The 16100-nt window shown below is 73.2% G+C and carries 11 protein-coding genes; 7 read left to right on the plus strand and 4 right to left on the minus strand.

What is annotated here, in order from left to right; translation table 11 throughout:
* Nucleotides 1-801: 801 nt before the first annotated feature.
* The gene (locus ABZ452_RS32145; protein ID WP_357951149.1) at nucleotides 802-1170 is read left to right on the plus strand and encodes an ArsC/Spx/MgsR family protein; all 369 of its coding nucleotides are present in this window, start codon (nucleotides 802-804) and stop codon (nucleotides 1168-1170) included.
* A 12-nt stretch (nucleotides 1171-1182) separates the two neighbouring features.
* Here ABZ452_RS32145 and ABZ452_RS32150 read toward each other — a convergent pair whose 3' ends face one another.
* Nucleotides 1183-1362 carry a hypothetical protein gene (locus ABZ452_RS32150; protein WP_357951151.1) on the minus strand — a complete coding sequence of 60 codons (180 nt, stop codon included), beginning with the start codon at nucleotides 1360-1362 and terminating at the stop codon, nucleotides 1183-1185.
* Nucleotides 1363-1375: 13 nt separating this feature from the next.
* On the opposite strand from ABZ452_RS32150, the gene ABZ452_RS32155 reads away from it, so the two are divergent.
* Nucleotides 1376-2038: a hypothetical protein gene (locus tag ABZ452_RS32155; RefSeq protein WP_357951154.1), complete on the plus strand. Its 663-nt coding sequence runs from the start codon at nucleotides 1376-1378 to the stop codon at nucleotides 2036-2038.
* Nucleotides 2039-2078: 40 nt separating this feature from the next.
* A complete protein-coding gene (locus tag ABZ452_RS32160; RefSeq protein WP_357951156.1) occupies nucleotides 2079-2468 on the plus strand; it encodes a hypothetical protein in 390 nt (129 codons plus the stop codon).
* 38 nt (nucleotides 2469-2506) lie between these two features.
* On the opposite strand, the gene ABZ452_RS32165 is transcribed toward ABZ452_RS32160, so the two are convergent.
* Entirely contained in the window at nucleotides 2507-3688 is a 1182-nt protein-coding gene (locus ABZ452_RS32165) for a histidine decarboxylase (RefSeq protein WP_357951158.1), read from the minus strand.
* 246 nt (nucleotides 3689-3934) lie between these two features.
* On the opposite strand from ABZ452_RS32165, the gene ABZ452_RS32170 reads away from it, so the two are divergent.
* The gene (locus tag ABZ452_RS32170) at nucleotides 3935-5395 is read left to right on the plus strand and encodes a hypothetical protein (protein ID WP_357951160.1); all 1461 of its coding nucleotides are present in this window, start codon (nucleotides 3935-3937) and stop codon (nucleotides 5393-5395) included.
* 91 nt (nucleotides 5396-5486) lie between these two features.
* Here ABZ452_RS32170 and ABZ452_RS32175 read toward each other — a convergent pair whose 3' ends face one another.
* Entirely contained in the window at nucleotides 5487-6947 is a 1461-nt protein-coding gene (locus ABZ452_RS32175; RefSeq protein WP_357951162.1) for an APC family permease, read from the minus strand.
* Nucleotides 6948-7335: 388 nt separating this feature from the next.
* Here ABZ452_RS32175 and ABZ452_RS32180 point away from each other — a divergent pair, with 388 nt between their 5' ends.
* The 3 genes from ABZ452_RS32180 to pulA all read left to right on the plus strand — a co-directional run bounded on the left by ABZ452_RS32180 (nucleotide 7336) and on the right by pulA (nucleotide 14430).
* The gene (locus ABZ452_RS32180) at nucleotides 7336-8007 is read left to right on the plus strand and encodes a cellulose binding domain-containing protein (RefSeq protein WP_357951164.1); all 672 of its coding nucleotides are present in this window, start codon (nucleotides 7336-7338) and stop codon (nucleotides 8005-8007) included.
* 86 nt (nucleotides 8008-8093) lie between these two features.
* On the plus strand, nucleotides 8094-8780 hold the full coding sequence (locus ABZ452_RS32185; protein ID WP_357951166.1) for a cellulose binding domain-containing protein: 687 nt from the start codon (nucleotides 8094-8096) through the stop codon (nucleotides 8778-8780).
* A 151-nt stretch (nucleotides 8781-8931) separates the two neighbouring features.
* A complete protein-coding gene (pulA, locus tag ABZ452_RS32190; RefSeq protein ID WP_357951169.1) occupies nucleotides 8932-14430 on the plus strand; it encodes a pullulanase-type alpha-1,6-glucosidase in 5499 nt (1832 codons plus the stop codon).
* Nucleotides 14431-14510: 80 nt separating this feature from the next.
* On the opposite strand, the gene ABZ452_RS32195 is transcribed toward pulA, so the two are convergent.
* Nucleotides 14511-16100: hypothetical protein (locus tag ABZ452_RS32195; protein WP_357951172.1), on the minus strand; the 1590-nt coding region annotated here is incomplete at its 5' end.

Raw genomic sequence — 16100 nt, forward strand, 5'->3', positions numbered from 1 at the left:
GTGCGCGGCCCGCCATGTGTAACGACCGGCGGGGGCCGGTCATTCCGACCGGGCTGCCTCGCTCGGGGGCGGGGTGCTGCGCGGTCTGCCATGTATAACGACCCCGGCCCCGGCATGATTCCGCCCCGGCGGTGGCGCCGACCACCCCCACGACCGGCCGAAACCGGACACGGCGGTCGCAATCAACGGCGCAAACCGGACAGGCGCCCCAGGGCGCGGCAGCCGGCGGTGCGGATCTTGGACAGTTGTCGTTCGCAGCGAACGACAACTGTCCAAGATCTCCAGGCGCAGCGGGTGGGACGAACCCGACGATGCCGCCGGTCCGGCTGCGAACCGGTCATCGGCGTTGATGCGAAGCGGGCACGGTGAACCCCGACGATGCCGCCGGTCCGGCCGCCAACCGGTCACCCGGGTTGATGCGAAGCGAGCACGGTGAACCCGGCGAGCCGGCGGCCCGACCCGCCGACGACGGACGCACCCCGGCGTTGATCAGCGGTCTGCGTCGCGTTCCAGCCGAATCCCGACGCAAACCTTCTTGATCAACGGGGGCCGGGCTGAGCCCTCGCGCAGAATCAGGGCGGGCGGGCCGAGGCCTCGCGCAGCGGGCCCGACCAACCACCGGACGGCATAACGGACATCTCGCCGGACCGCGTCGCGGCCGCCCGGATGTGGTCGGCGGTGGTGCAACGGCTCGGAGGTCACCGGTGCGCGGATGCCTCCATGACGTTCCACTCGTGGCGAGGTCGACTCCGGGCGGCGTGACCTGCCGGGTTCCACAGTGGGCGTGCCACCATGTCGGGCATGGAGATCTGGAACAACCCGTCCTGCTCGAAGTGCGCCGCGGCCCGTGCGTCGCTCGACGAGGCACGGGTGCCCTACCGGCTGCGGGCGTACCTGACCGAGCCGCCGACCGCGGACGAGTTGGCCGAGGTGCTGCGCCGGCTGGACGCCCGGGCGTGGGACATCTGCCGCACCGGCGAGCCGGCCGCGACCGCGCTGGGCATGGCGGACTGGCCCCGCGACGACGCCGCGGAGCCGCGCTGGATCGCCGCGATGGTCGCCCACCCCGAGCTGATCCAGCGCCCCATCCTGCTGCTGGACGACGGCAGCGCGCTGGTCGGACGTACCCCGGAGGCCCTGGACGAGGCGGTGCGCCGCAGCGACCGGTGAGCGCGCGGTGGGTCAGGAGGCCCGGTCGCCGGCCTTCGCGTGCCGCTCGCGGAGCCGGTCCCGGATCTCCTCCGGGGTGTACGCCCGGCGCCGCCGTTCCGCCCGGGCCACGACCACACCGGTCGCCGCCACACCGGCGAGGCCGGCCAGGCCGAGCAGCTTCCACCACCGCATCCGTTGCCGCTTCGGCATAGGGTGATCCTCCATGAGCATCAGCCTGGACGAGGCGGTGGAGCTGACCCGCACCGGCGACCTGTGGGTCTTCCGCGGGCGCAGCGTGCCGGACCGCGCCATCCAGCTCACTACGAACAGCCCAGTCAACCACGTGGGCATGGCCGTGGTGCTGGACGACATGCCGCCGCTGATGTGGCACGCCGAGCTGGGCCGCTCGCTGCCGGACATGTGGACCGGCTCCCACCAGCGCGGCGTGCAGCTGCACGACCTGCGGGACGCGGTCTGCGTGTGGGCCAACCGGTACGGCCAGCGGGCCTGGCTGCGCCAGCTCGAACCGCCGGCGGACACCACGATGGAGGAGGCGGTGCTGCGGACCGTGGCCCGCCTCGACGGCACGCCGTTCCCCTCCACCGCGCAGCTCGCCTGGCGCTGGGCCCGCGGCCGGGTGCCGAACCTGCGGCGCGGCCGACCCTCCATCGCCGACGGCGGCGGTGTGCCGGTCCGCGACCGGGCGCTGGAGACCGCGTACTGCGCGGAGGTGGTGGCCGTGACCTACGAGGCGATGGGTCTGCTGCCCGCCGGTCGCCGGCCCAACTGGTACGACCCGGGGCGGTTCTGGAGCGGCGACGACCTCGACCTCACGGGCGGCGCCCAGCTCGGTGCGGAGATCGAGGTACGCATCCCACCTCGCTGACCAGGTTTGCCGCACCCGCCGTCCGGCAATGGAGACGGACGTGACGGCTTCCACGGACCTCGACACGCTCGCCGACTTCTTCGACCGGTACGGCGTGGCGCTGACCACCGCCGACGTGCCCGCCATCGCCGGCTGCTACGCGCTGCCGGGGCTGGTGGTCGCCGACACGTACAGCTTCTCGTTCACCTCGCCGGCCGCCGTGGCGCTCAGCTTCGTCGGCGCGGCCCCCGACTACCAGGAGCGGGAACTGGTCGCCGCCCACGCGCTCATCGAGGATGTGCAGCAGGTTTCCGCGCTGCTCACCGAGGTGGCGGTCCGCTGGGAGTTCCTGGACAGCCAGGGCCGGGCGGTGCCCGGCGAGCGCTACCGCTACCTGCTGCGGGCCACCGCCGACGGCCCGGCCATCTGCACCGTCATCCGCACCGCCTGACGGCGGCGGTCCCGCGGCCCGGTCGAGACGCGGACGGCTCAGCGCACCAGCTCCCGGCGGCGGGGCATCGCGTCGAGCCGCGCGCCACCGGCCGCCACGTCGGACACGAAGTCGTCGACGGCCTCGCGGGTGACGCCGGGCATGCAGACCAGGTGACTGCGGCCGGCGCTGCTCGCCAGCACCCACTTCGCCGTCACGGCCGGGGGCGGGGTGGGGAAGACGACCGTGAAGGCGTGCTCGTGCCGCCAGGCCGGCCAGCCCACCTCGTTGAGCCGCCGCACCGCGTACGCGGCCAGCTCGCGGGCCCGCTCGGCGCGCTCCCGCAGGCCGTCGTGGCCGAGGCTGCGGATCGCGTACCAGAGCAGCAGCGCGGCGTGGCCGCTGCGGGAACCGCTGATCGTGGTGTCCACCGTGCCGGTGTAGTTCGCGGAACGGGCGAGCTGCTGCTGGAGGGTGCGGCGGGTCAGCACCACCCCGCACGGCACCGGGGTGCCGAGGAATTTGTAGCCGGAGATGGCGATGCTGTCGACCGTCGCGTCCAGCCGCAGTGTGGCCCGCCCGTCGGCCAGGGCCAGCGGAACCCCGGCCAGCGCGCCGTCGACGTGCAGGTGGTGGCGGACGGGGGTGCGGGCGAGCAGCTGCCGGATCCGCGGCACGTCGTCGGCGGCCTCGGTCATCGTGGTGCCGCAGGTGGCCACCACGACGGCCGGCCGGTCGCGGTGCCGGTCGACCATCCGGGCCAGGTCGTCGTAGTCCATCTCGCCGCGCTCGTCGGAGCGCACCACCACCGAGTCCAGGCCGAGGATGTCGACGCACTTGGGCAGCGAGTAGTGGGCGTCGGCGGAGTGGTAGACCAGCGCCCTGGGCAGCCGCGCCCGGGCCAGGTAGAGGCCGTAGAGGTTGCCCTCGGTGCCGCCCGAGGTGAGGTAGCCCCAGCGGTCGTCGGCCGGGGCCTGGAACAGGTCGCCGAACCAGTCGAGCACCTCCCGCTCGTACTGCTTGGTGTGGTTCGTGCCGGCCGGGTCGGTCCACGGGTCGCCGATGTTGTTGAGCAACGAGCCGAACAGGGGCGCCAGCGGGCTGTAGTCGATGTCGGTGGCGACCGGGAAGCCGACGTGCGTCCGCCGCCCGGCGGTCGCGGCCGAGCGGACCGCGGTGAGTTCCGCGAGGAGCTCCTCGGGACGCGCGACGGAACCGTCACGGCCTGGGTCGGCTGGCAACACGGCGCTCCCTCGTCGTCCCGGTGGACAGCGCACAGAGTGGACCATGAGTCACGGAGAGCGGGCAAGCGTTACCAACTTGGCCACCAATTGTCCAAAATCGACGGGTGCGACCGCCGGGGACACCTCCACTGACTGAGTGACCAGTCAGCGAGCCTGGCGCCGAAATGCTTGCGGACAGTTGATAACCCGTGCACTCAGTGAAATCATCGGCCGGGCGAATTCCCGCTATCCAGGAGCTGCCACGTGTCGCAGGATCACCGGTCCCCGCTGCCGCGCCCGTCTCATGAGGACAGCTGGAACGACGGCACGGCCGACCGGCCGGCGTACCCGCCGACACCGCCGGTCCGGCCGTCCGCACGGTGGGGCAGCCGCCGGCTCTCCGGTGGCGCGCCGGCCCCGGACTCGCCGGGCCATGGCCTGCCGACGACCCCGGCCCACGGTCGGCCCGCCTCGCCGCTCCGCGGCCACACCGCCCCCGACACCGGACACCCGTCGCCGGCGGGGCCGGGCCGATTCGGGCCGCCTTCGGCCCACAGCTACGGCGCCCCGACACCCGAGAGCTTCGGCGGCCCGACGCCCGGGGGCTTCGGCGCCCCGACATCCGAGGGCTTCGGCGCTCCGACGCCCGGGGGCTTCGGCGCCCCGACACCCGAGAGCTTCGGCGGCCCGACGCCCGGGGGCTTCGGCGCCCCAACATCCGAGGGCTTCGGCGCTCCGCCGCCCGGGGGCCTCGGCGCTCCGGCGGCCGGCGGCCTTGGCGGCCCGGGCGGCGCCGGTCGGTTCGCTCCGCCGGAGGCCCCGGGTCGCGGCAGCGCGGCCCGGATCTCCGGGCTGGGCGCCACGGCGGCCCCGGTCCGCGGTGCCTCCGCACCGGCCTACCCGGCGACGTCGCGGGGCTACCGTGCGCCGGACACCGGGCGGTACGCCGCCGCCGGTCCGCCGCCGGCGAGCTGGTCGTCGGGCGCCACGGCCGAGCCGACCATCGACGGCCACGCGAACCAGGCGGTCCACCACCAGATCCGGCAGGCGGTGGTGCACCGCGTGCAGTACGCGAACGCCCTGCACGCCTCGCACTACTGGGACCTGCGCCGGACCAGCCCGGTCGGGCCGCACGCGCTCGTCTTCCTCTACGCCAGCCTGGATCCCCGGTTCGCCGACCCGCGGCGCCCCTACTACGAGATCAGGGCGGCCTCCCGCCTGTTCCGGGACGGCAGCGAGGTGCAGGACCTGCCGGCGCTGCTCGCCGAGCTGTGCGAGATCGCCGAGGGTTACCTGGCCGGGGGCGGTGTCTTCGACCCGGTGGCCCAGATGACCCAGGCCGGCGAGCCGATGCCCGCCGAGGCGCGCTACGTCGGGGTCTCGGTGTCGACTCTCCTCGGTGGCGGCAGCGGCGGCAGCGGGGGCCCGGAGCTGCCGGGCGTCGGCGGGATGGGCATCCCCGGCCGGAACCTGGTGGTGATGTCCGACGACAACCTGCTGGTGGTGGAGCGCCCGGCGCGGGCGCACGAGCAGGTCGAGGTGAACTCCACCTGCCCGCACTTCAGTGGCGGGGGCGTGGAGGTCCGGAGCTGGCTCCCGCTCACCCCGGAGCAGCAGGTCGACCCGGCCTGGCGCGCGTTGCAGCACCTCAACCGGCTGGTGCTGGCCGGCCAGGAGCGCAAGGCCGCGACGGTCGCGTCCACGGGCGGCCGGCGCCGCCACTGAGACGGTCGTGTCCGGCGGCGGGCGTCACCGCTGAGACGCGGACCGCCCGCCCCCGGACCTCGCGGGCGGGCCGTCGGCGCGTCCGGGTGTCCTACAGGGAACGGCCGACCAGATCCTGCTCGATCACCGCGAGCGGGCGGCGCTGGCCCTGCCCGACGTTCTCCAGCACTTCCGGGCGGGTGGCCTGGAGGACCGCCGCCCAGATCAGGCCCACCGCCACGGCGGCGGCCACCGCGCCGGGGACCAGCCACTTCGTGGTGGAGTCGGCGGGCGCCCCGAGCACGGCGGAGAGGTTGACCAGCGTGGTGAGCAGGGCCGCGCCGACCAGCGCGGCCCCGATGGCCGGGGCGACCGTACGCTGCCACGCGCTTTCGAGGCTGCCGCCGCCCCTGCGGAAGAAGGCGATCGTGGCGACCGAGGTGACCGCCATCATGAGCAGCACCGCGATGGCGGCGACGCCGGAGAGCCAGCTGAACATGATGGCGACCGGGTCGGCCCCGGTGAGCGCGAAGACCAGGACGGCCGGCAGGGCGATCGCCGACTGGAGCACCGACCCGGCGACCGGCGCGCCGCCCCGGCCGACCCGCTCGAACACCGCCGGCAGCACCCGCTCCCGGCCGAGGCTGAAGGCGTACCGGGCGATCGAGTTGTGGAAGCTCACCATCGCGGCGAACACGCTGGTCACCACCAGGATCGTCGCGACGCTGCCGAGCACGGGGCTGACGTGGGCCTCCAGGATGGAGAACGGCAGGCCGGAGCCCGGGTCACGGGACCGGTCGACGACCTGGTCCGGCCCGACGGCCACGGCCATGGCCCAGGCGGCGAGGGCGTAGAGGACGCCCAGCAGGATCAGCGCCGAGTAGGCGGCCCGGGACACCGCCTGCGGCGACCGGGCCTCCTCGGAGTAGACCGCGGCCGACTCGTAGCCCACGAACGAGGCCGCGCAGAAGGCGACCACACCGCCGATGCCGGGGACCAGCAGGTTGCCGGGGTCCAGCGGCGCGAGGCTCACCGACCCGCCGGCCGGGTGGGTGAACGAGGTGAGCACGAAGAGCAGGATCACGGCGACCTCGACGGCCAGCACCGCGCCCAGCAGCCCGACGCTGATCCGCGCCTTCAGCATGCCGACCAGGGCGACCCCGGCCCAGGCGGCCAGGGCCCAGGCCCACCAGGGGCCGCCGAGGCTGCCGCTGACAACGGCGCCGAGCAGCCCGTACAGGCAGATCTGGATGGCGTTGTAGCCGAGCAGCACGACGGGCGCGGCGACCACGCCCCAGAACCGTCCGAAGCCGGCGGCCAGGGCCGCGTAGAAGACGCCCGCGCTGGAGACGTAGCGGGCCATGGCCAGGTAGCCGACGGAGAAGAAGAGCAACGCGGCGGCGATCACGAGGAAGCCGAGCGGTGTGCCGGTGACCCCGGTCGAGGCGTACGTGGCGACGATCGCGCCGGCGAGCACGGCCATCGGGGAGGAGGCGGTCGCGCTGAACACCAACAGGGCGCCGGTGCCGAGGGACTTGCGGATGAGCCCGGTTGGCGCGCTGGCAATCTGCATGGAGTTGCTCCGAGTGGGGGAGGAGGGGGTTGTCGGGGCGGGACGGAGCGGGCGGCGGCCGGGCGGCGGCCGGAGGTGGTGGGGCGGGGCGCCCGTCGAGTGGCGCTCCATGATGGACAGTGCGGGCGGATGTGCGCGACCTTGCCCGAATCTGCGCCGTTGCGGAGTCCCCGTCGCCGAGCCCGGACAGCGTAGCCGACGACGCGCTGCGACGCGCCGCATGCGGGCCGTGGCGGCGAGCCCGGCCGGCGGAGCCCGATTCGCCACAGGTGATCACCCGTTCCGGGCGTCGCGGGTGCCCGGACGGTCGGAACGCTCCGCGCGCGCTGCGCGTCCCGGCGCACCCTGGCTACGCTGGCGCGTCGGCGACCACGGAGAGGGGCATCGGATGAGCGGCGGGCCGGTCCGGCCGTCCGACGCACCGGCGGCGCCGCGGGTGCTCGCCTCGGCGCCGTGGATCGTGGTGGTGCTCGGCGTCGGCCTGATCGCCGGCCTGCTGGTGGTCGTCCTGTTCTCCCTGCGCGGAGCCGAACGCGCGCCGATGCCGGCGCCCGCGCCACCGATGTACCTGCCGACCCTCGGCGTGGAACGGACCTCCCCGACCGGCGGGGCCACCGTCGCGCCGCCGATGACGCCGTCGCCCACCGCGCCCAGCTCACCCACGACCACCTCGCCCGCGGCCGGCCCGTCCCGGTCGGCCACGCCCCGGCCCAGCGCCTCGGTCCGGGCGGTCGCTCCGGTTGCGGTCACCGCCCGCTACGAGGCCACCGGGAGCGACCGGGACGGGTTCGACGCCCGGCTGACCGTGGTCAACGGCTCGGGGGACGGCCGGGACTGGACGGTCGAGTTGTTCTTCACCGGGAACGTGAAGACCGTCCAGGCCTCGTCCACGTCGGGGCTGTCGGTCAGCACCCAGGGCAGCGGGGTGTTCGTGCTGCGCGGCACCGGGCCGCTGCCGGCCGGCGAGAGCGCCACGGTCCGCCTGAGCTTCGGGCGTACGGGCGCCGGTGACCGACCGGGCCGGTGCACGGTCAACGGCGCGGACTGCGCCATCGACTGAGGAGCGGCGGGCAGGGGTGGACCGGCCGCTTTCCGGTCGCCGTCCCCGATCGCTACGCTCCCGACGGGACCGACAGGGGAGGGGCCATGCCCGGCACGCGACGCGCACGCCCGTCACCCGGCGCCGCCGTGACCTCCTCGCCCTGGATCGTCGTCTCGATCGGCGTGGTCGTCATGGTGGTGCTGCTGGTCGTGGCGCTGGGCTCGGTGCGCGGGCGGCGGACGTTCGCCGAGCCCCCGCCGCCGGACCCGACGATGTCGCTGCCCCAGGTGCCGGTCACCACGCCCACCGCGCCGGGTGGGACGACCCGGCCGCCCGCGTCCGCCGCCGGGCCGGTGGTGCCCGGGCTGTCCCCCCGGTCCACCGTGCTTCCCGCCCGGCCGACGCCGCGCCCGTCGCCGAGCGCGGGCGGTCCCGGCAGCCGGCCGGCGGCCGCACCGCCGCCCGCCGCACCGCCGGCGGTCACCGGCCGCTACGGCGTGGTGAGCAGCTTCGACGGTGGCTTCGTCGGTGAGGTGCGACTGGTCAACACCACCGGCGCGGCGCGGGGTTGGACGGTGCGGCTGGCCGTCCCGCGCAGCCGTCTCGTGGCCGTCTGGGTGAGCGGCGCCGAGCAGGGCAGCGGGGGCTTCAACGATGGCGTGCTCACCTACCGCAGCGGGGTCGACCTGGCGCCCGGCGCGTCGGTGGCGCTGCAGTTCCACTTCGAGCAGAGGCGCGCGACGAGGCCGTCGAGCTGCACGGTCGACGGCGCGGCCTGCTCCGGTCTCTGATCCGCCGGCCGCGGGTCGCCGGCTCGGCGACCCGCGATCTGCCGTGTTTCGCAAGACTGCTGCTTTGTTGCGACTTGGTTTGCAAGGTATTGCAGAATGTTTCGGCGAGAGCTAGCGTGCGGGCGAATCAGCGACCAGAGAAAGGCCGTCGATGAAACCCCCGCCGATCTCCCTCAAGGCACTGGCCGCCCTGGCCACCTCCCTCGTGCTCACCCTCGTCGGCGTGCCGGTGGCCCTCCACCAGCTGGGTGCCGACGGCAGCGGCCGACCCGCCACCCCCGACGTGCTGGCCGCCGCGGGCGCCCCGCAGTGGAGCCGGGAGCCGTCCGCCGAGACGCTGCTCAAGGCCGGCAGCAACGGCGCGAAGGCCGAGCAGTTCTACTTCGTCCTGCCGGACCGCTTCGCCAACGGCGACAAGCGCAACGACACCGGCGGGCTGACCGGCGACCGGCTCAGCACCGGCCTGGACCCGACGGACAAGGGCTTCTACCACGGCGGTGACCTCAAGGGGGTCATCGACCGGATGGACTACATCCAGGGCCTGGGCACCACGGCCATCTGGCTCGCCCCGATCTTCAAGAACCGGCCCGTGCAGGGCACCGGCGCGGACGTCTCCGCCGGCTACCACGGCTACTGGATCACCGACTTCACGCAGGTCGACCCGCACTTCGGCACCAACGCCGAGCTGACGAAGCTGGTCGGCCTCGCCCACCAGCGGGGGATCAAGGTCTACCTGGACATCATCGTCAACCACACCGCGGACGTCATCCGGTACGCGGAGGACAGGTACGGCTACGTCGACAAGAAGACGTCCCCCTACACCGACACGCAGGGGCGGGCCTTCGAGGACCGCAACTACGCCGACGGCACCCGCGCGTTCCCGCGGGTCGACGGCACGTCGTTCCCGTACACCCCGACCTTCGCCACCCCGGCCGACGCCAAGGTGAAGGTGCCGGCCTGGCTGAACGACCCGACCATGTACCACAACCGGGGCGACTCCACCTTCGCCGGTGAGAACAGCGAATACGGCGACTTCTTCGGCCTCGACGACCTCTGGACCGAGCGTCCCGAGGTGGTGCGCGGCATGACCGACATCTACGCGCAGTGGATCGGCAGGGCGGGCGTCGACGGCTTCCGCCTCGACACGGTCAAGCACGCCAACCTCGACTTCTGGCCGCAGTTCACCCGCGGCATCGACGCCGCCGCCGCCAAGGCCGGCAAGCCGGACTTCTTCATGTTCGGCGAGGTCTACAGCGCCGACCAGGAGGTCGAGTCGACCTACGTGCGGCAGGGCGGCCTGCCGGCCACCCTCGACTTCTCCTTCCAGGAGGCCGCGCGGGGCTACGCCGCCGCGGACGGCTCGGCCAAGGCGCTGGCCGACGTGTACGCCAAGGACGACCTCTACGCCGCGCGGGACACCGACGCCAACCGGCTGACCACCTTCCTGGGCAACCACGACATGGGCCGGATCGGCTCGTTCGTCGCGGCCGCCGGCGGGGACGACGCCAGCCAGCTCCGCCGCGACCAGCTCGCCCACCAGCTGATGTTCCTCACCCGCGGCCAGCCGGTCGTCTACTCCGGCGACGAGCAGGGCTTCACCGGCCCCGGCGGGGACAAGGACGCCCGGCAGGACATGTTCGCCAGCAGGACGGCGGACTACCTCGACGACGACCTGATCGGCACCACCCGCACCCACGCCAGCGACCAGTACGACACCGCCCACCCGCTCTACCGGACCATCGCCGAGCTGGGCCGGCTGCGGCAGGCCCACCCCGCGCTGCGGGACGGCATCCAGGTCACCCGCTACGCGGCGGACGGCCCCGGCGTCTTCGCCTTCTCCCGCGTCCTCCCCAAGGACCGCACCGAGTACGTCGTGGCCGTGAACAACGCCCCGACGGCGCAGACTGTCACCGTGGACACCTGGTCGGCCGGCGCCACCTTCACCGGCGTCTACGGTGGCGCCGCCACCGCGACCGCCGGCGCCGACGGCAAGCTCGGCGTGACCGTGCCGGCCATGTCGGCCGTGGTGCTCAAGGCCGACCGGGCGATCCCCCAGGCCGGGGCGACCCCGACGATCACCCTCACCGAGCCGGGTGACGCCCCGGTCGCGACGAAGGCCACGGTCACCGCGCAGGTTACCGGCGACCCCCTCGCCACCGTCACCTTCGCGGCGCGGGTCCCCGGCGGCAAGTGGACGCTGCTGGGCAGCGCGCACCGGGCGCCGTACACCGTCCACCACGACCTGACCGGCCTGGCCGGCGGGACGAAGGTCGAGTACAAGGCCGTGGTCCGCGACGGCAAGGGCCGCGTGGCCGCCGCGCGCACCACCGGCGTGGTCGGCACCCCGGCCCAGAGCGCGTCCCGGGACTGGACGGTCGTGCACTACCAGCGCCCCGCCGGAGGGTACGCCGACTGGGGCCTCTACGCCTGGGGCGACATCGACCCGGCGTACCAGACCGAGTGGCCCAAGGGGCAGCCGTTCGCGGGTGAGGACTCCTACGGCCGGTTCGCCTGGGTCAAGCTGAAGCCGGGCGCGAAATCCGTCGGGTTCCTCGTGGTCGACAAGGACGGGAACAAGGACGTCGCGAACGACCGCACCATCGACGTGACCCAGACCGGCGAGGTCTGGGTCAAGCAGGGCGACCCGGCCCTCTACCCGACGCGGCAGGCCGCCACCGGCGAGCCCGACCCACCGGTCGACCAGAACACCGCGGTCATCCACTGGCGCAAGGCCGACGGGAACTATGACGGCTGGGGCCTGCACCTCTGGGACGGCGCCGCCAACCCGACCGACTGGGGCAACCCGCTGAAGCCGGAGAAGATCGACGCGTACGGCGCGGTCTTCCGGGTGCCGCTCGCGGCGGGCGCCACCGGGCTGAACTACATCGTGCACTCCGGCGACGAGAAGGACCAGCCCGACGACCAGCGGCTGGACCTCACCACCACGGGGCACGAGATCTGGCTGCTGGCCGGGGTCAAGGGCCGGCTGCTCCCGCCCACCTCGTCCGGCGTGGCGAAGGACCTCGACATCAGCAAGCAGAAGGCGCAGTGGATCGACCGGTCCACGGTGGCCTGGCAGACCGGGCCGACCGACGGCAAGCGGTACGCCCTGGTGGCCGCCCCGGCCGGCGGGCTCGCGGTCGCCGACGGTGAGCTGACCGGGACGTACACCACGCTGCCGCTGCGGGCGGCGCGCAACGGGCTGACCGAGGCCCAGCGGCAGGCGTACCCCCAGCTCTGGGCCTATCGCGCGTTCACGCTGGACCGCGCCGACCTGGCCGAGGTGCCCGCGGCGCTGCGCGGCCAGCTCGTGGTGACCGAGCGGGACGCCGAGGGCCACCTGCTCGGCGCCACGGGGGTGCAGATCCCCGGCGTCCTCGACGACCTCTACCGGGCCGCGGCCGGCGCGAAGCTCGGCCCCACGTTCGCCGGCAAGGTGCCGACCCTGGCCGTCTGGGCGCCGACCGCCCGGAAGGTCTCGCTCCAGCTCTTCGACTCGCCCACCGCCGAACCGGCGACCGTGTCGATGCGCCGCGACGACACCACCGGCGTCTGGTCGGTGCGCGGCACGAAGGGCTGGACCGGGAAGTACTACCGGTACCAGGTCGAGGCGTGGCAGCCGGCCGCGCAGAAGATGGTCACCGCCGCGGTGACCGACCCGTACTCGCTGGCCCTCGCGCCGGACTCGACGCACAGCCAGATCGTCGACCTCGCCGACCCGGCCCTGGCCCCGACCGGCTGGGCGAACCTGCGCAAGCCGGCGGCCGTGCCCTCGGCGAAGGCGCAGATCCAGGAGGTGTCGGTCCGCGACTTCTCCATCGCCGACAGCACCGTGCCGGCCGAGCGGCGGGGCACCTACCTCGCCTTCACGGACCCGGCCACGGCCGGGATGAAGCACCTGACGGCGCTCGGCGACGCCGGGGTCAACTACCTGCACCTGCTGCCGGCGTTCGACTTCGCCACCATTCCGGAGAAGCGGGCCGACCAGGCGCAGCCGGCCTGCGACCTGGCCGCGCTGCCACCGGACTCCGAGGAACAGCAGAAGTGCGTCGCGGCGGTGGCCGACAAGGACGGCTACAACTGGGGGTACGACCCGCTGCACTACACCGTGCCGGAGGGCGGCTACGCCGTCGACCCGGCCGGGGCGAAGCGGACCACCGAGTTCCGGCAGATGGTCGCCGGGATCAACCAGGCGGGCCTGCGTGTGGTGATGGACGTCGTCTACAACCACACCTCGGCCGCCGGCACCGACCCGAAGTCGGTGCTCGACCAGGTGGTCCCGGGCTACTACCAGCGGCTGCTCGACGACGGCACGGTCGCCAACTCGACCTGCTGCGCCAACACCGCCCCGGAGCACGCCATGATGGGCAAGCTCGTGGTGGACTCGCTGGTCACCTGGGCGAAGGCCTACAAGGTGGACGGCTTCCGGTTCGACCTCATGGGCCACCACCCGAAGGCGAACATCCTGGCCGTCCGCGCCGCGCTGGACAAGCTGACCGTGGCCCGTGACGGCGTGGACGGGAAGAAGATCCTGCTCTACGGCGAGGGCTGGAACTTCGGCGAGGTCGCCGACGACGCCCGGTTCGTGCAGGCCACCCAGGCCAACATGGCCGGCACCGGCATCGGCACCTTCAACGACCGGCTCCGCGACGCGGTGCGCGGCGGCGGCCCGTTCGACGGCAACCCCCGGATCCAGGGCTTCGCGTCCGGGCTCCTCACCGACCCGAACGGGGACGACGTCAACGGCACGGCCGCCGAGCAGAAGGCGCGGCTGCTGCACCAGCAGGACCTCATCAAGGTGGGGCTGACCGGCAACCTGCGCGGCTACCGGTTCACCGACTCGTCCGGCCGGCCGGTCACCGGCGCGCAGGTGGACTACAACGGCTCGCCGGCCGGCTACACGGCCGCGCCGGGCGAGGCGGTCACCTACGTCGACGCGCACGACAACGAGATCCTCTACGACGCGCTGGCGTACAAGCTGCCGCAGGGGACCTCGGCGCAGGACCGGGCCCGGATGCAGGTGCTCGCCCTGAGCACCGTGGTGATGGGGCAGGGGACCGGGTTCGTGACGGCCGGCTCGGAGCGGCTGCGCTCCAAGTCGCTGGACCGCAACTCCTTCAACTCCGGTGACTGGTTCAACCAGATCCGCTGGGACTGTGCCCAGGGCAACGGCTTCGGCGCCGGCCTGCCGCCCGAGCAGGACAACAAGGACAAGTGGCCGTACGCGAAGCCGCTGCTGGCCGACCCGAAGCTGGTGCCGGACTGCGCGGCCATCGACCTAGCCGACGCCCGGTACGCGGAACTGCTGACCATCCGGCGCTCCTCGCCCGTGTTCGGGCTGACCACCGCCGACCAGGTGCAGAAGCGGGTCGCCTTCCCGCTCTCCGGCGACCGGGAGACCCCCGGCGTCATCACCATGACCCTCGACGCCCGTGGGCTCGGTGGGAAGTGGAAGTCGGTCACCGTGGTGTTCAACGGCATCCCGGAGACGGCGACGCAGACCGTCACCGGCCTGCGCGGAGCGGACGTGGCGCTGCACCCCGTGCTGCGGAACTCCGCCGACCCGGTGCTCCGGACGGCGTCCTTCGACCGGGCCGGCGGCACGTTCACCGTGCCGGCGCGCAGCGTGGCGGTCTTCGTCCAGAACTGACACCCGACGACGGTCCGGCCCCCCGCCACGAAGTGGCGGGGGGCCGGACCCGTTGCGTCGATCCGTACGCCGACCGGTGCTCAGTTGAAGCAGTCTTCGACGGTGTTGGCGCAGTTGGTGGGGTCGTTGTTGGTGATGGTGGACTTGTCGTCGAGCTTGACCTTGCCCTCGTTGTTGAGGACGCCGCCGGCGACGCGGTGGAGCTTGGCGGTGTCGGTGGCGGTGTTCTTGGTGACGTGGGTCTTGGTCAGGGTGACCTTGCCCTTGTTGTTGAAGATGCCGCCGCCGTTGAGGGCGGTGTTCTTCTTGATTTCGGTGTCGCGCAGGGTGAGGGTGGCGTTGTCGTCCTTGTCCTTGCCGTTGCGCTCGGTGAAGCCGTCTTCGACCTTGACGAGCCATTCGCCGTTGAAGATGCCGCCGCCGAAGCGGTTGGCGGTGTTCTCGACGATGGTGCTGTCGGAGATGGTGGCGGTGGCGTCTTCCTTGTCGTTGGGGTAGCCCCAGTGCTTGCCGCCGGTGTTGACGATGCCGCCGCCGTTTCCGTCGGCGTGGTTCTTGGCGACGAGGACGTGGTCGAGCTTGAGGGCGGTGTTCTCGGCGTAGATGCCGCCGCCGTTCTCGCAGGCGGTGTTGCCGGTGATGGCGGTGAAGGTGATGGTGACGAAGCCGCCGGAGCTGAACAGGCCGCCGCCGTTCTTGCCGGCCCGGTTGTCCGACAGGGTGCTCTTGACGGCGTCCTTGCCGTGGTCGGAGCCGACGATTTCGACGGTGCCCTCGTCGTGCTTGTCCTTGTTCTTGTCGTAGCTGTTCTGCTCCATGCTGTTCGGGGCGTACGGGTCGTGCTTGGTGTTGTCGCCGTTGCCGTTGGCGATGCCGCCGCCGTTGCCGCCGGCGGTGTTGTCGTCGATGTGGGATTCGACGACCTTGAGTACGCCGCGGTTGAAGATGCCGCCGCCGTCTTCCTGGGCGTGGTTGTTGGTGACCTTGCTGTCTTCGAGGTGGACGCGGCCGAAGTTGGCGATGGCGCCGCCGTTCTTCTCGGCGTTGTTGTCGGTCAGCTTGACCTTGATCAGGTTGGCGCTGCCGCCACGCTCGACCAGCAGCGCACCGCCGTCACCCTCGCCCTGCTTGTCCTTGTCCTTGTCCTTGTCCTTGTCGCTGTCCCACGACCCCGAACCCTGCGGGCCGGAGTCCGACGACACCGGCGCGCCCTGGGCCAGCGGTGCACCCTGGGCCACCGGGGCGCCCTGGGCGACCGGCGCGGCCTGCACCGCGGTGGCGGTCTGGGCGCCCGCGACGGCCGCGACGGCCGGGGCGGCCGGCGCCGTCTGGGCGGCGGGCGCCATCGGCGCGCCGTTGCCCGGAGCGCCACCCGGAGCGCCACCCGGAGCGCCACCCGGAGCGCCACCCGGAGCGCCACCCGGAGCGCCGTTGCCCGAGGCGGAGGGGCCCTGCTGCCCGCCGGGGATCTGGGGTCCGCCGCCGCCGTACTTGAACTCGGTGGCGTTGCCGCCCTTGACCGTGAGGTCCTTCAGGGTCAGCTCGCCACCGTCGGCGACCCGGAAGATCCGGAACGTGTCCTCGGAGTCCCGCTTGATCGTCGAGCCGTTGCCCTTGATCGTGATGTCCTGCTTGATCTCCGGCAGGGCCGCGCCGAACTTGCGGTCCTT

This window comes from Micromonospora sp. NPDC005707 (assembly GCF_040631005.1).
GTDB lineage: Bacteria > Actinomycetota > Actinomycetes > Mycobacteriales > Micromonosporaceae > Micromonospora.